Consider the following 18,076-nt stretch of genomic DNA (forward strand, 5'->3'; position numbering starts at 1 on the left):
TTGTTTGATATGTTCATAGAGTTACGGCGGTCATGGCGGAGGGGAAACGCCCGGTCACATTCCGAACCCGGAAGCTAAGCCCTCCAGCGCCGATGGTACTGCACTCGTGAGGGTGTGGGAGAGTAGGACACCGCCGGACAATCTTCCAGAAAAGGCCACCCCCAACAGGGGTGGCCTTTTCTGCGTCTCCGCCTCTGCGTCTCCCCGGCTCGGCGCCCGATGCCGGTGACCGATACCTGGCCTAGGCTCGTTCCTGTGGATGACCTCCTGGCGAAGGATCAGACCGCGTGACCGGAGGAGTCGATGCGGGGATGACCCCAGAGCGACCGATGCCCACTCAGGACGACGTGCTCGGATACTTCGACACGCTGTCGAACTGGGGACGGTGGGGTGACGACGACGAGCTCGGCACCCTGAACCACATCACCGACGACGTTCGGCTGGCGGCGGCGCGGGCCGTGCGCCACGGCCGGAGCGTGTCCTGCGCGTGGGAGGTCGCCGTACCGGAGGAGATGGAGCGGTCGACGATGTCGTGCCCGTGCGCCGCCGACATGCCGGGCGCGTTGAACATGCTGGTGGCCGCCTTCCACGCTGATCGGCGATGGGGTTTCTCGTCCGAGCGGCTCGGCATGACCTTCCACGGCAACACCATCACCCACATCGACTCGCCCTGCCACCTCTTCTGGGACGGCACGATGTACAACGGCCGCTCGCACTCGTTGGTCGACGCCGCGACGGGATCGGCGTGGGCGGCCGTCACGGCGGCGGCGAACGGCATCGTCACCCGTGGTGTGCTGCTGGACGTCGCGGGGGCCCGCGGTGTGCCGTGGTTGGAGCCGGGACAGGGTGTCGTTCCCGAGGATCTGGAGAAGGCCGAGCGCCGCCAGGGTGTCCAGGTGCGACCCGGCGATGCGGTGCTCCTGCGCACCGGCTACGGCCGCTTCCGGCACGAATCCGGTGTGGCCAGCGGTTTCACGCAGGCCGGCTGGCTTGCGTCCTGCCTGCCGTGGCTGCACGAACGGCAGGTCGCGCTGATCGGTGCCGACACTCCGCAGGACGTACAGCCGTCGGGGTACGACGACGTGTTGATGCCGGTGCACGCCGTGAGCCTCGTCGCGATGGGTCTGTGGCTGCTCGACAACTGCGACCTGGAGGCGTGCGCGACAACGGCCGCCGAGCTGGGCCAGTGGGACTTCCAGCTCGCCGTCGCGCCGGTCCGCTTCGCCGGCACGTCCGGCAGCCCGGTCAACCCGATCGCCACCTTCTGACCACGGCGTGAGGGCGGCCGTGGAGGCTCAGGAGGGCTTGGGGCCGCAGACGTAGCGGGGCTCCGCGTCGTAGCGCCAGGTGAACTTCTCCCGCTTGACGACCACGCCGCCCTTCTTGATGACCCGGAAGGCGTCCTGGGCGAAGCCGTTGATGCCGTTGCTCGGAATGCACGACGGGCCGGGTTCGAGGTGGATGACCTTCGGGGTGGTGATGTCGCGCCGAGGGCCGTACTCCGTCTTCACGCTGTCGTAGATCTTCGTGCTCCAGATCGAGACGGTCACCGAACTCGACGTGTACGAGGTGTCGATGAGCAGGCCGTACTCGGTGTTGTTGCGGAACTTGAAGTCCAGGCTCGGCCAGAAGATGGTCGACTCGATGACGGCCGGGTACCTGTCGAACCAGTACGAGTGCGGCTTGTGCTCGACGTCCTCCAGGCCCGCGTAGTAGGTGGCGTTGAACAGGGTGGTGGTGAACTGCGAGGTGCCACCGCCGACGCCCGGCACCAGCTTGCCGTCCAGGATGACCGGCGCGTCCCGGTAGCCCTGCGCGTAGCCACGTTCGCCGGTGTGCCCGTTCAGGGAGAACGTCTTGCCCGGCAGTACGACCGTGCCGTCCACCTCCTTGGCGATGGTGGCGATGTTCTGGCTGCGCGACGACGCCATGCCACCGGTGAACCGCGTGGTGAAGGTGGACACCCGCTCCTTGATGCCCAGACCGGCCAGCTTCTCCGCGGTCAGCTCCGGCGGTGTCGCCTTCAGCTCGCCGGTCACCTCGCGTCCGTCCGACTTCGGCAGCACGGCCAACAGGTCACGACCCAGGGCTGCGGTGTCGAGCTGCTGGCCGGCGCGACCGTCGGTGACCTTGGGTCGGCCGCCGGAGATGGTCATCGACGCGTCCTTCGGGGGCACCTCGATCGCGAGCAGGTCGTCGCCGAGGGCTGCGCGCAGCCGCTTGACGTCGACCGCCGGGGTGAGCTTGCCGGCCTTGTCGGCGGTGAATCGGAGGCTCTTCGCGATGGCCGCCGGTGGCACCTGCACGGAGCCCTTGTCGGTGCGCAGGGTGACCGGCGCGGCGACCGCCGGCTTGGCCAGCTCGGCGACCAACCGGTCCAGCTCCTCGGCGGTGGTCGCCGGCTGACTCTCCACGAGCGGCACGGCGACCGGGGTGCCGGCCAGCCACCCGGTGCGGACGGCGTCGGCGGAGCGCTGCGGGTCGAACGCCAGGCTCGGCTTGGGGCGTACGACCTTGGGGGTGGTGCCCTGGTAGGTGATGGCCGGCATCGTCATCGGGCGGACCTGGTCGCCGAGCACCTTGCGCAGGGCCGCGTCCAGCCGGTCGGCGTCGATGGTGACCACCGGGTCGACGGTTCGGGAGCCGACCAGCCGACTGACCGGGTGCGCGTCGGCCTCGGCCGCCGCGGCCACGCTGGCCGCCACGTCGACGTTCAGCCCCACCTCGGCGGGGTTGATCTCGGCGGTGCGCTCCCCGACCGTGACCCGCAGTGGCGCGGCGAGGGCCGCCGCCCGCCGGTCCAGCTCAGCCCGCAACTCCCGGTCAGCGGCGCTGCGGCTCCGACCGCCCAGCTCGGCGCCGAGCACGCTGGTGCCCCGGGGCACGTCCCCGGCGTACGCCCAGGCGCCGGCGCCCGCCACGGCGGCGAGGACGGTGCCGGTGACGCCGGCCGCGAGCAGCATCCGCACCCGGCGGGGACGGCGTCCACCGTTGCCCGGCTCGGCGGTGGCCGTGGGCGGCGTGACCGGATCCGGCCCGTCGTCCGGCCAGGTGACCGCGGTGACCTGCACGGTGGGTCGGTCGTCGGTGGGTGGACGTTCATCGCCGTACAGCGTCACTGCAACCTCGATCGCCAGGTGCCACGGGAGGTCCCCCCTCCCGGAGGACACCACGGTAACCAATGCTCGGCCGTCCGCGCGGGCTGCGCCCGCTCTGCGCTGGCACCGCGTGTCGTTCGGCGTGTCGCGTGGGCCGGGGGCGAGCCAGGGCCGGGGTCGGTGCCGACGCCGGGTCGCCGCCGTGGCACGGTGGCGGGGTGGACGCTGCGGAGCGGGTGTTGGCGTACGGCGGCGGTTGGCTGGAGCGGGCGGGCGCGCTGCGTACCGACACCGCTCGACTGGACGCGCTGCTGACCGACCCGACGACCGTGGTGCTGCCGCTGTGGCGGGACCGCTGCCTGGTCGACGGGGTCGGGCCGGTCCGGTTGACGGCCGAGCGCGCGTCGCTCGTCCGGTCGGCTGCCGCCGAGACCGTCTTCCTGGGGCTCGACGGGGACGTCGCGGTGTTCGCCGTGGACCTCTCCGGGCTCAGCGAGCCCGCCGCCGTCGAGATGGCGGGCGCGACGCGGGCGGTCGACGTACGGGCCCTGGTCGGGCGGCTCGACCCGGCTGACGCGGCGGCCCAGGCGTACGCCCGGGGGTTGCTGCACTGGCACCGGCAGCAGCGGTACTGCGGCACCTGCGGCGCGGCGGCCGTCGCCGGCGGTGGCGGGCATGTGCGGACCTGTTCCGGCGCGGAGTGCGGTCGGCTGCTGTTCCCCCGGATCGAACCGGCGATCATCGTGCTGGTCGAGGCGCCCGGCTCGCCGGAGCGCTGCCTGCTGGCCCGGCACGCGGGCGCGGCGGCGGACGCGTACTCGACGCTGGCCGGCTTCGTCGAGGTGGGCGAGAGCCTGGAGGACGCGGTCCGGCGGGAGATGGCCGAGGAGGCCGGTGTCACCGTGACGGACCTGGCGTACCAGGGGTCGCAGGCGTGGCCGTTCCCCGCCGGGCTGATGGTGGGCTTCCGGGCCCGCGTCGCGTCCGAGGAGGTGCGGGTGGACGGCGTGGAGCTGTTGGAGGCGCGCTGGTTCAGCCGGGCGGAGCTGCGCGAGCGGGTCGCCGCCGGTCGTCCACTCGGCCGGGTCGACTCGATCGATCACCAGTTGCTGAGCACCTGGTTGGCAGCGGGCGACTGACCCGGGCAGCGCCCAGGGTTCAGCCACGCGCGGGGCGGGCCAGCCAGACCAGCACGGCTGCGGTCAGCGCGGCGGTGACCAGCGCGCAGCTCAGTACGCCCTCGACCGTGCGCGGCGCCACCAGCAGGGCCGCACCGACCAGGCCGGCGGTGGCCACCCAGAGCGGCGCGGCCGGCCAGCGGGCACCGGTCGCCACTCTTTCGTTGACCAGCATGAACACCACCGCGTAGAGGGCGCCGGTGGCGGCGAAGAGCGGGGCCTCGCCGGCCAGGTGCAGGTAGTCCGCCCCGCCCACCAGCCGGAAGGCCAGCTCACCGGCGACCGCTGCGGCGGCCACCAGCACCGCACCGCAGGCCACGATCAGCCCCAGCGCGAGCGCCCGGGCCCGCCGGTCGCCCGAGGCCAGCCGCGGCAGCACCAGCAGAGTGACCACCTGCGGCGCCCAGAGCGCGCCCTTGGTGAGGACCGCGCCGACCGCGTAGCCGCCGGAGCCGCTGGCCGGCAGGAGTTGGCGGGCGAGGAGCAGGTCGGCGTACGAGATGACCAGCATCGCGAGGGTGGCACCGCACGCCGTCAGCACCTGCCGGCCGCTCAGGGTGCGGTCGCGGTCGTCGGCGAGGGTTGGTGCCACCCCGGGTCCGGGGACGCCGAGGGCCGGGCCGCTGGGGGCGGCGGGCGCGGCGAGCCGGGCCAGCAGCGGGAGGACGACGAAGCCGGCCAGCGTCCCGAGCAGCAGGGAGCCGACCGGTCCCCAGCCGAGGGCGAGCCCGACGATGAGACCGCCGTAACGCCCGGCGGCGAGCCCGGTCATCGCGCCCGAGAGCCGCAGGAACCGCTGGTCACCCTGGAGCTCGCCGAGCCAGCGACCGGCCAGCACGGTGGCGAAGGTGGTCGGGGCGAGCAGCAGGGTCAGCGCGACCGGGAGCCGGAGCGCCACCGTGAGTACCGGTGCCGCGACGAGGGTCATCCCGGCGGTGAAGGCGGCGGTGCGCAGCGCCAGTCGTGTCGTCCCGCTGGGCCCCGACCGGGCGCGATGGGCCGCCACCGCGATCTGCAGGCCGAACCCGGGCACCGCCGCGATGGCGCCGAGTGCCAGCACCGTGGCCAGCGCACCCAGGTCGGAGGCGGTCAGCTGGCGGGCACCGAGCATCGGAACCAGGTAGGCCAACCCGTTGGTCAGCATGGTGGCGGCGGTGACCGCCGCTCCGGCGACACCGAGCCGCACGACCCCTGTGTCGCGGGCGGGGCGCTTCGCCGCACCGGGCTGGGCCGGGTCCGCCACCAGCCGGGGTTCCTCGGTGGTCACTCGGGCTTCGGTACCACGTCGCCGACGCTGATCTCGTTCGTGCAGAGCGTCAGGTCCGGCCCGCCGGTCACCGTCAGCTCCACCGCGCCGTCACCGCCGGTGATCTCGAAGAAGCGCTGGTTCAGGCCCCTCTTGACCGGGAACGTGTGGCTGCCCTGCCCGAAGCGCAGCACCGCAGTGCCATCGGCCGAGCTGAGGTACCCGATGCGGACGACCCAGTCCCAGTGGTGCCGTGGCTTGTCCAGCGGTATCCGGACGGTCTGACCGGCTTGCACCAGGTAGCCGCAGCCCTCCTGCGGGCCGGGCACGACGTTGCTGCCCTGGATGATGGCCACCTGGACCCGCCCCAGCCCGTCGAGTATCGAGGCGTTCTCCGTGTCCTCCACGAACTCCGGGCGGGAGCCGGCGGCGGCGAAGAACCGGGACTGATAGTTGTACGGCCAGGACAGATTCGACAACACCTCGCTCGGGAGCGGCGCGTCGAAGAAGACGGTGCCGGGCGGGGCGCTGGCCAGCTCGATCCGGGCCGTGTCGAGGTAGGACCGGCCGTACTTCTTCGCCCACTCGTCGCCGTAGCGCGACGTGGTCCAGACCGTGCCGAACATCGCCGCCACCAGCAGGAGCGCCAGACCAGCCGTCACGACCTCGCGGTACCGCTCGGGCACCGGCCCCAGCCAGTCCGGCGGCACTGGTGTCGAAGGCCGCCGCTCCCGTCCGCCGGCCGCGGACGACGCCGGGACGTCCGGCTCGCGCTCCGCGGAGGGCCGCGCCGTCGCCGGGGCCTCGGCTGCCGGCTCCGGATCGAACTCGGGATCCGGCTCGGTCCTCGGCTCGGCGGCCGGCCCGTGGTACGGGTCGTCCGGGGCCTCGGCGTGGATCACACCGGCCCGGGACGAGTAGGCCGCGACGCCGGAGCGCGGTGCGGCCGGCGACGGCTCCGAGCGCGGCACGTCGGGCTCTGCCGCGCTCGGTGCGGCGGCCGGCTCCGCGTCAGCGGACGGTGCGGGAGCCCCGGCGGGCGGGGACGCCTCGCCGCCGGTCGGTTCGCCGTCGGTCGGCGTCGGTCGGGCAACCCCGACGAGAGCGACACCGACACAGATGGCGGCGACCACCACGGCGTCGCTGACGTAGCGGGGCACCCCGCCGGCGACGCCGCTGAACACGGAGCCGAGCCGGGTGGCCGCCAGCAGCGTCGTGGCGATGATCAGGTAGCCGCCGAGCAGGACCCAGGCGCGGGTGGCCCTGCGGTCCCGCTTCACCGTCAGTACGATCAGCGCGGCGAAGACCGCCCAGGAGATCCAGCGGCCGAGGTCGGGCGGCGCGACCACCGGCGACCCGTCCCCCGCGCCGAGCCAGCCCCAGGGCCCGCCCAGCAGACCCGGCACGAGCGTGGAACCGAACAGTTGGGTGAAGAAGGACAGCACCTCACCCACCGACTCCGGCCGGCGCACGGACGACTCGGCGCGCTGCAGGTAGACCGCGGCGAACGCGCCGACCAGCGCGGTCAGCACCAGCCAGGACGGCCACCAGCGACGCAGCGTCGTCAGCACCGAGCGGACCGGCCCGCCGTCGGTGAGGAAGCAGACGGTGAAGAGGAAGACCAGCGGTACGACCAGCAGTGCCTTCTCGAAGAAGAGCAGACCCAGCAGTACGGCGAGAGCCAGCGACAGCAGGTGCCGCTTGCGGCGGGTGCGGACGTACCTGAGCTGGGCGCCGACGGCGAGCACCATGCTCAACTGCATCGGCAGCATGTTCGCCCCGACCGCCCACCACGAAGTCGCCTCCAGCGTCAGCGGGCTGAACAGGAACATCCCGAGCGGGACGAGCAGCAGCCTGCTCGGTCGCAGCAGGTCGCGCAGCAGCCGGTAGAACGCGACGGAGAGCACCGCCTGACCGGCCGCCATCAACAGCACGTACGGCCAGTAGGTGAGCCCGAAGGCGTCGGTCACCAGCCAGGTGAGCAGTCGGCCGCCCGGCATGAAGTGGTTGTTGTAGAGGGTGAGCAGGAAGCCCGGGGTGAGGGCCGATTCGCTGGACTGCGTGACCAGCACGTAGTCGTCGGCCGCCAGGTAACCGCGGGAGGCGATCTGGGCCCGCCACAGCACGCTGACCACGATCATCGTGACGGCGAGGGGCCGGATCGGATCGGTGCGTACCCGTCCACCGGCCCCGCCGGTTTCGCCACGCGCCGCGCCCACCTCGGATCCGGTCAATGCCATGGCGGGAAGACTGCCACACGGATGACGGGCCGCCCCATCAGGTCAACGGATGGTTCGGGGGCCGCCGGGTGGTCCGCGTACAGTGGCCGCCACCAGCGCGACGGGTGGTCGGGCCGGATCGGGGTGGGGTCGTCAGGATGCGCGAACGGATGGTGCCGCACGGCGTCGCCGCCGCCGTCACGGCGGTGGTCCTGACGCCGCTGCTGCTCCCCGGTTACGTGCTCCGCTACGACATGGTCTTCGTGCCCCGGCAGGCGTTGAGCTGGGAGGTGATCGCCCCGGCCTCGGCGCTGCCCCGGGCCGTCCCGCAGGACGCCGTGGTGGCGCTGGCCAACCAGCTCGTGCCGGGCTGGTTGCTGCAACGGTTGGTGCTGGTGGCGATCATCTACCTCGCGGCGCTCGGCGCGGCCCGGCTGGTGCCGACCGACCGGGTCGCGGTCCGGGTGGTGGCCGCCCTCGGGTACGCCTGGACGCCGTACCTGGCCGAGCGGCTGCTCGTCGGCCAGTGGGGACTGCTGGTCGCGTACGCCGCGCTGCCGTGGCTGGTCCGGGCGGCGATCGGGGTACGGACCGGCCGGCCCGGCGCGCTGCCGCGGCTGCTGCTCGCCGCGGCGGCATCGGCGATCACCCCGAGTGGCGGAGTGATCGCGCTGGTGGCGATCGCGGTGCTGCTGCCCGGACGGTATCCGGGGGCGGCCCGGGCGGTTTCGACCGCGCTGGGCGCGACGGTGCTGCTCAACGCGCCGTGGCTGGTGGCCGGTTTCGTGAGTACCGGCAGCGGCAGGTCGGACCCGGCCGGTGTGCTGGCGTTCGCGGCCCGGGCGGAGAACTGGGCGGGGCCGCTGGTGGCGCTCGCCGGCACCGGTGGCATCTGGAACGGGCAGACCACGCCAGCCTCCCGGGGTGCGCTGCTGGTGCCCCTGGTCACCGTGCTGGTGCTGGCCGTCGCCGGGTACGGCGTACCGCTGCTGTTCCGGCGCTGGCCCGCTCCGGTGGCCGGCCGCCTCGGCCTGCTCGCGGCAGGTGCGTGGCTGGTGGCGGCGCTCGGTGCGCTGCCCGGCGGCGCGGATCTGCTCGGCTGGCTGGTCGCGACGCTGCCCGGCGCGGGTCTGATCCGGGACGGTCAGAAGCTGCTCATCCCGTACGCGTTGGCCCTGGCGGTGGCCGGGGCGCTCGGCGCGGAACGCCTCGCCGACCGGCTCGCCGCCCGGTTCGACCCGGCCACCGGTCGGGTGCTGCTGGTCGGTGCCGCGCTGCTGCCGGTGGCGCTCCTGCCCGACCTGGCGTTCGGCGCTGCGGGTCGGCTCCGACCGGTGGCCTGGCCGGCGGACTGGACCGCGGTGGCGCGGCTGGTCGAGCAGCGGCCCGGTGAGGTGATCTCCCTGCCGTTCCAGGAGTACCAGCGCTACGGGTGGAACCGCGGCCAAGTGGTGATCGACCCGGCGCCCCGGTACCTCGGCGTGCCGGTACTGATCGACGACACGCTGCGCGTTGGTGGGCTGGCGGTGGCCGGCGAGGATCTGCGCGCCGCGCGGGTGCGGGAACTCCTCGCCGCCGGGACGCCGGTGTCGGCGGCCGGCCCGCGCTGGGTGCTGGTGCAGCGGGCGGCGGGGCCGGCGCCGCCGGCGACGTCCCTGGTCGGGCTGCGGATCGTCCACGATGGGCCAGAGCTGACCCTGTACGAGAACCCGCGCTGGTCTCCACCGCCCGCGCCAACCCGGCCCGGACCGGTCGGGCTCGCCCATCTGCTGGCCGGAACGGTGGTGCTGGCCATCGGTTTTTCGGGCACTGCGCGCGCACGCTACCGCGTGGTAGCGTCCCGGCACGCGAGTCCCGCGGAAGGAGAAGGTGGATGAGGAACCTGCCCGCATTCGTTGCCGTCGGGGTGCTCGGGGTCGTGCTCGGCCTGCTCGGTAGCGTCGGTCTGGCGAATGTGCTCAGCCCGTCCGCCAAGGAGGCTGCCACCACGAACGTCAATGGTGAGCAGGGCGCAGAGCCTCCGCTGTACGGCACGCGCTAAGTCAGACGACGAAAGGGCGCCCGCTGGTCGCGGGTGCCCTTTTCGTGGTGCTCGGAGTCAGTCGGCCCGGCCGGTCGCTTGGGTCACCAGTTGGGCGAAGCGGGCCCCGGTCGCCGTCCAGGTGAAGCGGGACGCGTGGTGCAGCGCCGCCTCCCCCATCGCCTTGCGCCGCACGTCGTCGGCCAGCAGTTCGCGCACCTGGTCGGTGAACTCGGCTTCGTCGTCGACGAGCAGGCCGGTTTCGGTGTCGACCATCGCCTCGGCGACCCCGCCGGCGTAGCGGAAGGCCACCGTCGGGGTGCTGCGCGCGGCGGCCTCGACGATGGTGAGCCCCCACCCCTCCTTGATCGACGGGGTGAGCGCCACCCAGGCCGAGGAGAGTACGGCGTGCTTCTCCTCCTCGCTGATGAAGCCGGTGAACCGGACGCGGTCGGCGATGCCGAGCGAGTCACACAGCTCCCGCAGCGGCTGCTCCCACCAACCCTGGCCCGCCACCACCAGCTCCAGGTCGGGCAGCTCGCCGATCAGTTCGGCGACGGCGCGCAATGCGATCTCCACCCGCTTGTGCGGGACCAGACGGCCGAGCACCAGCAGCGACGGGTGTGGGGTGCGCGGCAACGGTGGGCCGGTCACCGGGGGCGTGCCGTTGGGCACCACGTCGATCCGCTCGGCGGCCACCCCCAGTGCGGCCAGCTCCGCCCGGCTGGCCTCCGAGACGGTGACGTACCGGCAGCGGCGGTAGAGCCGGACGGCCAACCACGACTCGATCCACCAGCCCAGCCGGGCCATCCACGGGCCGAAGACGACCGGCCACTGCTCCCGGTGCACGTGGTGCACCAGCGCGATCACCGGGCGGCCGGCGTACAGCGGCGCGAAGAACGGCACCCCATTGCAGACGTCGATCACCAGGTCGGGCCGGCCCAGGCCGCGCCGGCCGAGCGGGCCGAAGCCGAACCGGCCGGCGAGACAGGTAAGCGCGGCGCGGGCGTACACGGTGTGCCGGGAACCGCGGCGCAGCACGCGGACGCCCTCGGCGGTGGTCTCCGCCGGACCGGCGTTGCCGTGCGCGGCGCAGAGCAGGGTCACCCGGTGGCCCATGGCGACCAGTTCGGCGGCGATCCGCTCGAGGTAGACCTCGGAGCCACCACCTTCCGGGTTGGTGGTGTCGCGCCAGTTGAGGAACAGGACGTGGCGTGTGGGGGCGACGGAGGGGTCCACGCTGCTCCTACCGATGAGTAAGTGAGCACGATCGCGCCACCCTAGGGCTGCCCGGCCGGTGGGCGCAATGGGTCGCACCGGCAGCGAAACTCGGATAACCGCTCGTCGATCGGGGTTTGCCGGCGACGGAAAACCTTGGCAGGGTGTGCAACGCAACCGCGTGCGGCGGCCGGCGTCCAGGTGGCGCCGCCCGACCGCCGCGATGGATTCCGACCTGCGCACGGACGCGCCGGTACGTGACGAGGAGGTGGCCGGCGGTGCTGCGCAACGGACTCGCGCCGGTGCGCTCCCTCTTCCGTCGCTCCCCGGTGGTGCTGCTCAGCGCAGCCCTGGTGCTGCTGTTGACCGGCTGGGCCGCCGTGGCCTACGTGCGAGCGGACCGGGGCGTGCCGGAGTGCGCCGAGCGGGTTCGGCTGCGGGTGGCCGCCGCGCCGGTGATCGCTCCGGCCCTCGACCGGATCGTGCGGGCAAGCGTCGGTCGGCAGCCGTGCGTGTCGATCGACGTGCAGGCCCGGGAGTCCGCCACCGTGGCCGGGGACCTGGCCAACGCGGTGGACGTCGCCGACGCCTGGCTGCCGGAATCCACGTTCTGGCTGCGCCGGGCCCGGGCTGGCGGGGCCTTCGAGGTGCCTGGCGAGGGCACCTCGGTGGCGAGCACCCCGGTGGTGCTCGCGGTGACCGAGCCGACCGCGCGCCGGCTGGGGTGGCCGGCGAAGCCGGTGACCTGGGCGTCGCTGATCGGACCGAAGGCCCGTCCGACTCCGGTGGGAGTGCCGGACCCGGCCGCCGACCCGTCCGGGGTCGCCGCGCTGCTCGGGGTACGCGCGCTGGTCGCCGGTGAGCGGCAACCGGCTGCCGCGATGGCGGCCGTGCTGCGCCGGCTCGCGGGCGAGACGTTCTCCGCCGGCGAGGGCGGGGGCGTCCTGGCGCCTGGGGGCGGGCTGGCCAACAGGGCCCAGGCGGTCGCGGCCAGCGAGCAGGCCGTGCTCGACCACAACGCGCTGGCCGGCTCGAACAGGTTGGTCGCCGCGTACCCGGAGATCGGCGTGCCGTCGCTGGACCTGCCGTACGTGGTGCTGCCCGCCGCGCGTGGTCACGTCCGGGATGCGGCCGCGGGCTTCCTGACCAACCTGCTCACTGTCGAGTCCCGGGACACGCTGCTCGGGTTCGGCTTCCGGACGGCGTCCGGCTTCCCTCCGGCAATTCCCGACGACGGTCGACTGCGGGCCGAGGAGCGCCGACCGGTGCCGTTGCCCGCCGAGGAGACGGTCACCGAGGTGCTGAACGGCTGGAGCGGCGTGCAGCGCAGCGCGCGAATCCTCACCGTCATCGACGTCTCCGGCTCGATGGCAGCCCCGGTGCCCGGCACCGGCGAGACCCGGCTCGCGGCGACCGTGAAGGCCGCCCGCGAGGGAGCCGGTCTGCTGTTGGACAACAGCGAGCTGGGTATCTGGGTCTTCTCCACGAAGGTGGACGGGGACCGGGACTACCGGGAGATCCTGCCCGTCGCCCCGCTGCGCGCCCAGCGTGCCCGGCTCGCCGACCGGTTGGCCGCCGTCCGGGTCAAGACCGGCGGGGGCACCGGGCTGTACGACGCGACGTTGGCCGCGTATCAGGACGCCCGGCAGCACTGGACGCCCGGCCGGATCAACCTGGTGCTGGTCATGACCGACGGGCGGAACGAGGACGAGGACAGCATCGGCCGGGCGAAGTTCCTGGCCGAGCTGACCCGGTTGCAGGACCCCCGCCGGCCGTTACCGATCATCTTCATCGGGCTGGGTCGGGACGTCGACCCGGACGAGCTGAACGCGATCGTCAAGGTCACCGGCGGCCGGGTGTTTCGTACCGAGCAGCCCAGCGGCATCCGGCAGATCTTCTTCTCCGCGCTCGCCGACCTGAGCTGCCTGCCGCCGGACTGCCGCCGATGAGCCGACCGCACGTCCGCCGGCTGGTACGCGGGGCGCCCTGGACCCCGCTGTCGCTGCTGCTGCTCGTCGCGATCGCCTTCGGGCAGCGGCCCGGCCAGGTCACCTTCGACACCAAGCTCGACCTGGCCGCGAACCCGATCCACTTCCTGAACCGCGCGCTGCACCTGTGGAACCCGGAGGCGACCTCCGGCGAGCTGCAGAACCAGGCGTACGGCTACCTCTTTCCAATGGGGCCGTTCTTCGCCGGCGGGCAGCTGCTGGGTGTGCCAGCGTGGATCACGCAGCGGGCCTGGACCGCGCTCCTGCTGGCGGTGGCGTTCTACGGGCTGCTCCGGCTGGCCCGGGCGTTGAACATCGGCACCGAACCGACCCGGTACGCGGCCGCGCTCGGCTACGCGCTCGCACCCCGGATGCTCACCGAGATCGGCGCCCTGTCCTCGGAGACGCTGGCCGCGGCGCTGCTGCCGTGGGTGCTGCTGCCGCTCGTGCAGGCCCGCCGGATCGGCTCGCCACGTCGGGCCGCGGCGCTCTCCGCGCTGGCCGTGCTCGGCATGGGTGGGATCAACGCGGCAGTGGTCGTGCTGGCCCTGCTGCTGCCCGGGATCTGGCTGCTGACCCGTCGCTGGGACCGGGCCCACCTGCGCCTGGTCGGCTGGTGGTGCGTCGGTGTCGTCGCGGTGTGCCTGTGGTGGATCGTGCCGCTGCTGCTGCTCGGCGAGTACAGCCTGCCGTTCCTGGACTACATCGAGTCGTCCACCACGACCACCGGGGTGGCCTCGCTCTTCCAGGCCGTCCGGGGCACCAACCAGTGGGTGGCGTACATCGTCCAGGGGGATCCGTGGTGGCCGGCGGGCTGGCTGCTGATCGACCACCCCGTGCTGATGGCGCTGACCGCGCTGGTCGCGTTGATCGGGTTGGCCGGGTTGGCCGGCAACCTCCTGCCGGAACGGCGTTTCCTGGTGCTCGGCTTCCTGGCCGGGCTGACCCTGCTCACCATGGGCTACGTCGGCAGCCTGGACAGCCCGCTCTCGGGGCCGGTCCGGGAGTTGCTGGACGGCCCGCTGGCCCCGTTCCGCAACGTGCACAAACTCGACCCGGTGCTGCGCCTGCCGCTGATGCTCGGCTTCGCGCACGGCGTGGACGCGGTGGTCACCCGGCTGCACAACGCCGCCGCCCGGCGCCGGCCCGGCATCCGGCTGCGACCGTTGGCGCTCGTACCGGTGCTGCTGCTGGTCCTGGGCGCCGCCGCGCCGGCCTGGCTGGGGCAGCTGCGACCCGGGCCGGGCTGGTCGGACCTGCCGCCGCACTGGCGGTCCGCGGCCACCTGGCTGGCCGACCGGGACGCGCTGGCCCGGACGTTGATGGTGCCCGGGTCCGGCTTCGGCCAGTACGAGTGGGGGCGCACTGTCGACGAGCCGCTCCAGGCGCTGGCCGGAGCACCCTGGGCGGTGCGGAACCAGATCCCGCTCGGCTCGGCCGGCAACACGCGGGTGATGGACACGGTCGAGACCGTCCTGGCCGGTGGTCGGGGGTCGGCCGGGCTGGCCGACTTCCTGGCCCGTGCCGGCTTCCGGCACGTGCTGCTGCGCAACGACATCGACCGGAGCCAGGTGGACGCTCCGCCGGTCGCGGTGCTGCGCCGTGCGCTGACCGACTCGCCGGGCCTCGCACGGGTGGCGACCTTCGGGAGCACGACCGCTGCCGGTCGCACGCCGGGCAGCCCGGTGGACGACGACGCCGGGCCGGTGCCGGCCATCGAGGTGTACGAGGTGCAGCGCCCGGTACCGGCCGCCTCGGCGGTGCTCACCGACGATGTGCCGACGGTCAGCGGCGGTCCGGAGTCCCTGCTGCCCCTGCTGGAACAGGGGCTGGTGGAACGGGACCGGCCGGTGGTGCTGGCCGGGGACCGCGTCGAGGTGGGGGACGAGCGGTGGATCGTCACCGACGGGCTGCGCCGCCGGGAGCGTGACATCGGCCGGGTGCGGGACAACGTCAGCCAGACGCTGACCGCCACGGAAGCCGGCCGGCAGGGTCGGGTGGCCCTCGACCTGCTGCCGTTCCCCGGCAAGCGGCACCAGACCGTCGCCACCTACCAGGGGGTGCGGGAGGTCAGCGCGAGCACCGCGACCAGCTTCGTGGACAACCTCGCCCCCGCCGACCCGTCGCACCTGCCGTTCGCCGCCGTGGACGGCGAGTACGCCACCGCGTGGCACTCCGCGCCGCTGGCCGGGCCGGTCGGCCAGTGGCTCCAGGTGGACCTGGACACCCCGCGCGCGGTGGACACCGTGTCGTTGGCGTTCGTCGACGACCTCGGGGTGGGCTGGCCGGTGACCCGGTTTCGGATCACCACCGACCGGGGCTCGGTGGACCACGAGGTGGCCGACACGCTGGGTGGGCACTCGTACTACACGCTGCCCGGATCCACCAGCCGCGTACGGGTCACGGTTTTGGGCGTCGCCGGGGAACGACGCGACGGCGGGGTCGGCATCCGGGAACTCACCATTCCCGGCACCACCGCCCGCCGCGCCCTCCAGGCGCCGAACGACCTGCCCAAGGGCTTCCACGGGCCGGTCGCCTGGTCGTTCAGTCGAGGCCCGGCCGACCGGTCCGCCTGTTTCCCGGCAGCCGCTCCCGGCACCGGTTGGGACGCGGCGGGCGCCGGGTCGGCGGGCGACACCGGACTCCGACCGGCCGGCTCGGTGGTGCGGTGCGACCGCTTCCTTGCGCGTGCCGGCGAGGAACCGCTCGGCGTCGACCGGGTGTTCCGCAGCACCACAGCGGGCAACTACCGATTGGCGCTCACCGCCGTGCCCCGACCGGCCGGTCAGCTCACCCTGACCGGCGTACCGGTGGTGGCCACCGTCTCCTCGTACCTGACCGGCGACCCGGCCGTCGCCGGCTACGCGGCCGTCGACGGCGACTCGGGGACGGCCTGGCTGGCCGACACCGGCGACCTCCGCCCCACGCTGCGGTTGCGGTGGCCCGGGCAACGACGCCTCGCCGAGGTGCGGCTACGGCCCGCGGAGCTGCCGGTCGGCTCGCTGCCCACCCAGGTCGAGGTGCGGACCCCGGGCCGCAGCCGGGTGCTGCCGGTCGCCGCGGACGGGACGGTCCGCTTCCCGGCTGTCCGGACGGACCGGATCGAGATCGTGGTCCGGGAAACCGCCGCGCGGGTCGCCGACCGGCGCGGTAACGGCTGGACCGCCACCGCCGGCATCGCCGAGGTGGAGATCCCGGCGCTGGACGACCTGCTCCGCCCGCTGTCCGGCGGCACCCGGATCACCGAGAAATGCGGCACCGGACCGGCCATCGAACTGGACGGCTACCGCTACGAGACCTCGGTGGCCTCCACCCTCGCCGACGTGCTGGCTGGCCGGCCGGCGCCGGTCACGATCTGCGGCACCACGGGAGCGGTGGTGGACCTCCCGGCGGGAGGCCACCAGCTGGCGACCGTACCGTCGGCCGGTTTCGTGGTGCAGGACGCCATCCTGCGTCCGGAGGCGGCGGTGCCGGCGGCCCGGCACCGCGAGGTGACAGTGCTCGACTGGGACCCGACCGACCGGCGGGTCCGCGTGGCCGCCGGTGGCGCGGCGCTGCTGGTGGTGCCGGAGAACGCCAACGCCGGCTGGACGGCCACCCTCGCTGGTCAGAAGCTGGCCACGACCCGGGTGGACGGCTGGCAACAGGCGTGGGTGCTACCCGCCGGCGACGCCGCCGACGTCCGGCTGTTCTTCGCGCCGGACCGGACGTACCGGGGCGCTCTGGCGGCGGGTGCGTTCTCCGCGCTCGTGGAGTTCCTGCTGGCCGCGTGGCCGGTCCGCCGCCGCGCCGGGGTGGACCGAACGATTCCGGCCGAAGGCCCGGCGTGGGCGATCGGCGTCCTGCTGGTGGTGCTGCTCGCCGCCCTGGGCGGGGTGCTGCCGGTGGCGATCGTGCTGGCCGCGATGCTGCTGCGGCAGCTCGCCATCCGGGCGTTGCCGGTGGTGGTGCTCGGCGGCCTGGCGGTCGCCACGGTGACCGCGGTGGCGGGCCGGTTGCAGGGCCACGGGCAGGAGTGGGCGTACGGCCCGTGGGTGCAGGCGGCGATGCTTGTCGCGATCGGTGCGGTCACCGCGGCGGTGATCCCGGCACCCGGCACACCGGCCGCGCGAACGGCGGCGGGCGGGGACGAGCCGGCGACGGACCCGCCCCCGCAGCGGACGACTGTGGGCCCGGCGCGGCCGGAACCACGGACCAGGGACCAGGACGAGGACGGGACGATGGCGCGATGACCACAGCAGACGGGGTGGCTGACCGGGGGGCGTACCGGCGGTTCGCCACACTGGGCCGCTCGGTGACGCTGTTTCGGGCGTTCCTGGTCGAGCAGACCGACCCGGACCACTTCTACGGTCTGCTGGCCGGGGATTCGGTACGTCAGGTGGCGGGCTACACCGCGCTCGCCGGGCGGACCGTGCTGGACGTCGGAGGCGGGCCGGGGTACTTCGCCTCCGCCTTCCGCGCCGCCGGTGCCCGGTACGTGGGCCTCGACCCGGACGTCGGCGACTTCTCCGCCGCCGGGGACTCGGTCGCCGGCATGCTGCGGGGCAGCGGCACCGCCCTGCCGGTCCGGTCCGCCAGTGTGGACGTGACGTTCTCCTCGAACGTGCTGGAACATGTCTCCGCGCCGAGCCGGATGCTTGACGAGATGGCCCGGGTGACCCGGCCGGGTGGTGTGCTCTTCGTGTCGTTCACCCCGTGGCTGTCGCCGTGGGGCGGGCACGAGACGGCACCCTGGCACTACCTCGGCGGCGACCGGGCCCGCCGGCGTTACCAGCGGAGGATGGGCCGGCCGCCGAAGAACCGCTACCGCGAGACACTCTTTCCGGTCACCATCTCGGACGCCCTGCGCTGGGCGCGCGGCAGCGGTGACGTCGAGGTGCTGGACGCGCTGCCGCGTTACCACCCGTGGTGGGCCCGCTGGGTGGTCCGAGTGCCCGGCGTACGCGAGGTCGTGTCCTGGAACTTCGTGCTCGTCCTGCGGCGAACCGGTCAGGAACCGGGCGGCGCGGCGGAAAAACAGAGCTGACCGGGGGTCGCGTTGCAATGTGACCAGGTAGTAACCTCGCGGCCACATCACTGATCGATAGCGGCGAAATTAGCTCCTCCAGG

Annotated in this window: 11 protein-coding genes and 1 rRNA gene; 8 read left to right on the plus strand and 4 right to left on the minus strand. The window is 73.6% G+C overall.

What is annotated here, in order from left to right:
• The first annotated feature begins 22 nt into the window (after nucleotides 1-22).
• Nucleotides 23-139, plus strand: a 5S ribosomal RNA gene (rrf, locus tag ABZU46_RS18575).
• Nucleotides 140-311: 172 nt separating this feature from the next.
• The gene (locus tag ABZU46_RS18580; RefSeq protein WP_354859311.1) at nucleotides 312-1,268 is read left to right on the plus strand and encodes a cyclase family protein; all 957 of its coding nucleotides are present in this window, start codon (nucleotides 312-314) and stop codon (nucleotides 1,266-1,268) included.
• A gap of 27 nt (nucleotides 1,269-1,295) precedes the next feature.
• Here ABZU46_RS18580 and ABZU46_RS18585 read toward each other — a convergent pair whose 3' ends face one another.
• Complete coding sequence (locus tag ABZU46_RS18585; protein WP_354859314.1) at nucleotides 1,296-3,119, minus strand: VanW family protein; 1,824 nt, start codon at nucleotides 3,117-3,119, stop codon at nucleotides 1,296-1,298.
• A gap of 197 nt (nucleotides 3,120-3,316) precedes the next feature.
• On the opposite strand from ABZU46_RS18585, the gene nudC reads away from it, so the two are divergent.
• A complete protein-coding gene (gene nudC / locus ABZU46_RS18590) occupies nucleotides 3,317-4,237 on the plus strand; it encodes an NAD(+) diphosphatase (RefSeq protein WP_354859316.1) in 921 nt (306 codons plus the stop codon).
• A 19-nt stretch (nucleotides 4,238-4,256) separates the two neighbouring features.
• Here the strand turns inward: nudC and ABZU46_RS18595 are convergent, their stop codons facing one another.
• Nucleotides 4,257-5,543 (minus strand): polysaccharide biosynthesis protein, encoded by a 1,287-nt coding sequence (locus tag ABZU46_RS18595; protein ID WP_354859319.1) that lies wholly within the window; start codon nucleotides 5,541-5,543, stop codon nucleotides 4,257-4,259.
• Complete coding sequence (locus ABZU46_RS18600) at nucleotides 5,540-7,762, minus strand: hypothetical protein (RefSeq protein ID WP_354859321.1); 2,223 nt, start codon at nucleotides 7,760-7,762, stop codon at nucleotides 5,540-5,542. Before ABZU46_RS18600 ends, ABZU46_RS18595 begins: the two co-directional genes overlap by 4 nt.
• A gap of 137 nt (nucleotides 7,763-7,899) precedes the next feature.
• Here ABZU46_RS18600 and ABZU46_RS18605 point away from each other — a divergent pair, with 137 nt between their 5' ends.
• Together ABZU46_RS18605 and ABZU46_RS18610 are read left to right on the plus strand one after the other, a co-directional pair.
• The gene (locus ABZU46_RS18605) at nucleotides 7,900-9,618 is read left to right on the plus strand and encodes a hypothetical protein (RefSeq protein WP_354859324.1); all 1,719 of its coding nucleotides are present in this window, start codon (nucleotides 7,900-7,902) and stop codon (nucleotides 9,616-9,618) included.
• Nucleotides 9,615-9,782 (plus strand): hypothetical protein, encoded by a 168-nt coding sequence (locus ABZU46_RS18610; RefSeq protein ID WP_158609830.1) that lies wholly within the window; start codon nucleotides 9,615-9,617, stop codon nucleotides 9,780-9,782. Before ABZU46_RS18605 ends, ABZU46_RS18610 begins: the two co-directional genes overlap by 4 nt.
• 57 nt (nucleotides 9,783-9,839) lie before the next feature.
• Here the strand turns inward: ABZU46_RS18610 and ABZU46_RS18615 are convergent, their stop codons facing one another.
• The gene (locus ABZU46_RS18615) at nucleotides 9,840-11,000 is read right to left on the minus strand and encodes a glycosyltransferase family 4 protein (RefSeq protein ID WP_354859328.1); all 1,161 of its coding nucleotides are present in this window, start codon (nucleotides 10,998-11,000) and stop codon (nucleotides 9,840-9,842) included.
• A gap of 257 nt (nucleotides 11,001-11,257) precedes the next feature.
• Between ABZU46_RS18615 and ABZU46_RS18620 the strand changes: the two genes are divergently transcribed.
• The 3 genes from ABZU46_RS18620 to ABZU46_RS18630 are packed head-to-tail and all read left to right on the plus strand — an operon-like array spanning nucleotide 11,258 to nucleotide 17,993.
• Entirely contained in the window at nucleotides 11,258-12,928 is a 1,671-nt protein-coding gene (locus ABZU46_RS18620; RefSeq protein ID WP_354859329.1) for a substrate-binding domain-containing protein, read from the plus strand.
• On the plus strand, nucleotides 12,925-17,199 hold the full coding sequence (locus ABZU46_RS18625) for an alpha-(1->3)-arabinofuranosyltransferase (protein WP_354859331.1): 4,275 nt from the start codon (nucleotides 12,925-12,927) through the stop codon (nucleotides 17,197-17,199). Before ABZU46_RS18620 ends, ABZU46_RS18625 begins: the two co-directional genes overlap by 4 nt.
• On the plus strand, nucleotides 17,196-17,993 hold the full coding sequence (locus ABZU46_RS18630; protein ID WP_354859333.1) for a class I SAM-dependent methyltransferase: 798 nt from the start codon (nucleotides 17,196-17,198) through the stop codon (nucleotides 17,991-17,993). The genes ABZU46_RS18625 and ABZU46_RS18630 overlap by 4 nt, the downstream gene beginning before the upstream one ends.
• Nucleotides 17,994-18,076 lie beyond the last annotated feature (83 nt).

It is taken from the genome of Micromonospora sp. NPDC005197, from assembly GCF_040608295.1.
Taxonomy (GTDB): Bacteria; Actinomycetota; Actinomycetes; order Mycobacteriales; family Micromonosporaceae; genus Micromonospora.

Bases quoted from the DNA above. Each gene is read 5' to 3' on its own strand.
- ABZU46_RS18580 (WP_354859311.1), top strand. From the start codon at position 312: ATGACCCCAGAGCGACCGATGCCCACTCAGGACGACGTGCTCGGATAC.
- ABZU46_RS18600 (WP_354859321.1), bottom strand. From the start codon at position 7,762: ATGGCATTGACCGGATCCGAGGTGGGCGCGGCGCGTGGCGAAACCGGC.
- ABZU46_RS18605 (WP_354859324.1), top strand. From the start codon at position 7,900: ATGCGCGAACGGATGGTGCCGCACGGCGTCGCCGCCGCCGTCACGGCG.
- ABZU46_RS18610 (WP_158609830.1), top strand. From the start codon at position 9,615: ATGAGGAACCTGCCCGCATTCGTTGCCGTCGGGGTGCTCGGGGTCGTG.
- ABZU46_RS18625 (WP_354859331.1), top strand. From the start codon at position 12,925: ATGAGCCGACCGCACGTCCGCCGGCTGGTACGCGGGGCGCCCTGGACC.
- ABZU46_RS18630 (WP_354859333.1), top strand. From the start codon at position 17,196: ATGACCACAGCAGACGGGGTGGCTGACCGGGGGGCGTACCGGCGGTTC.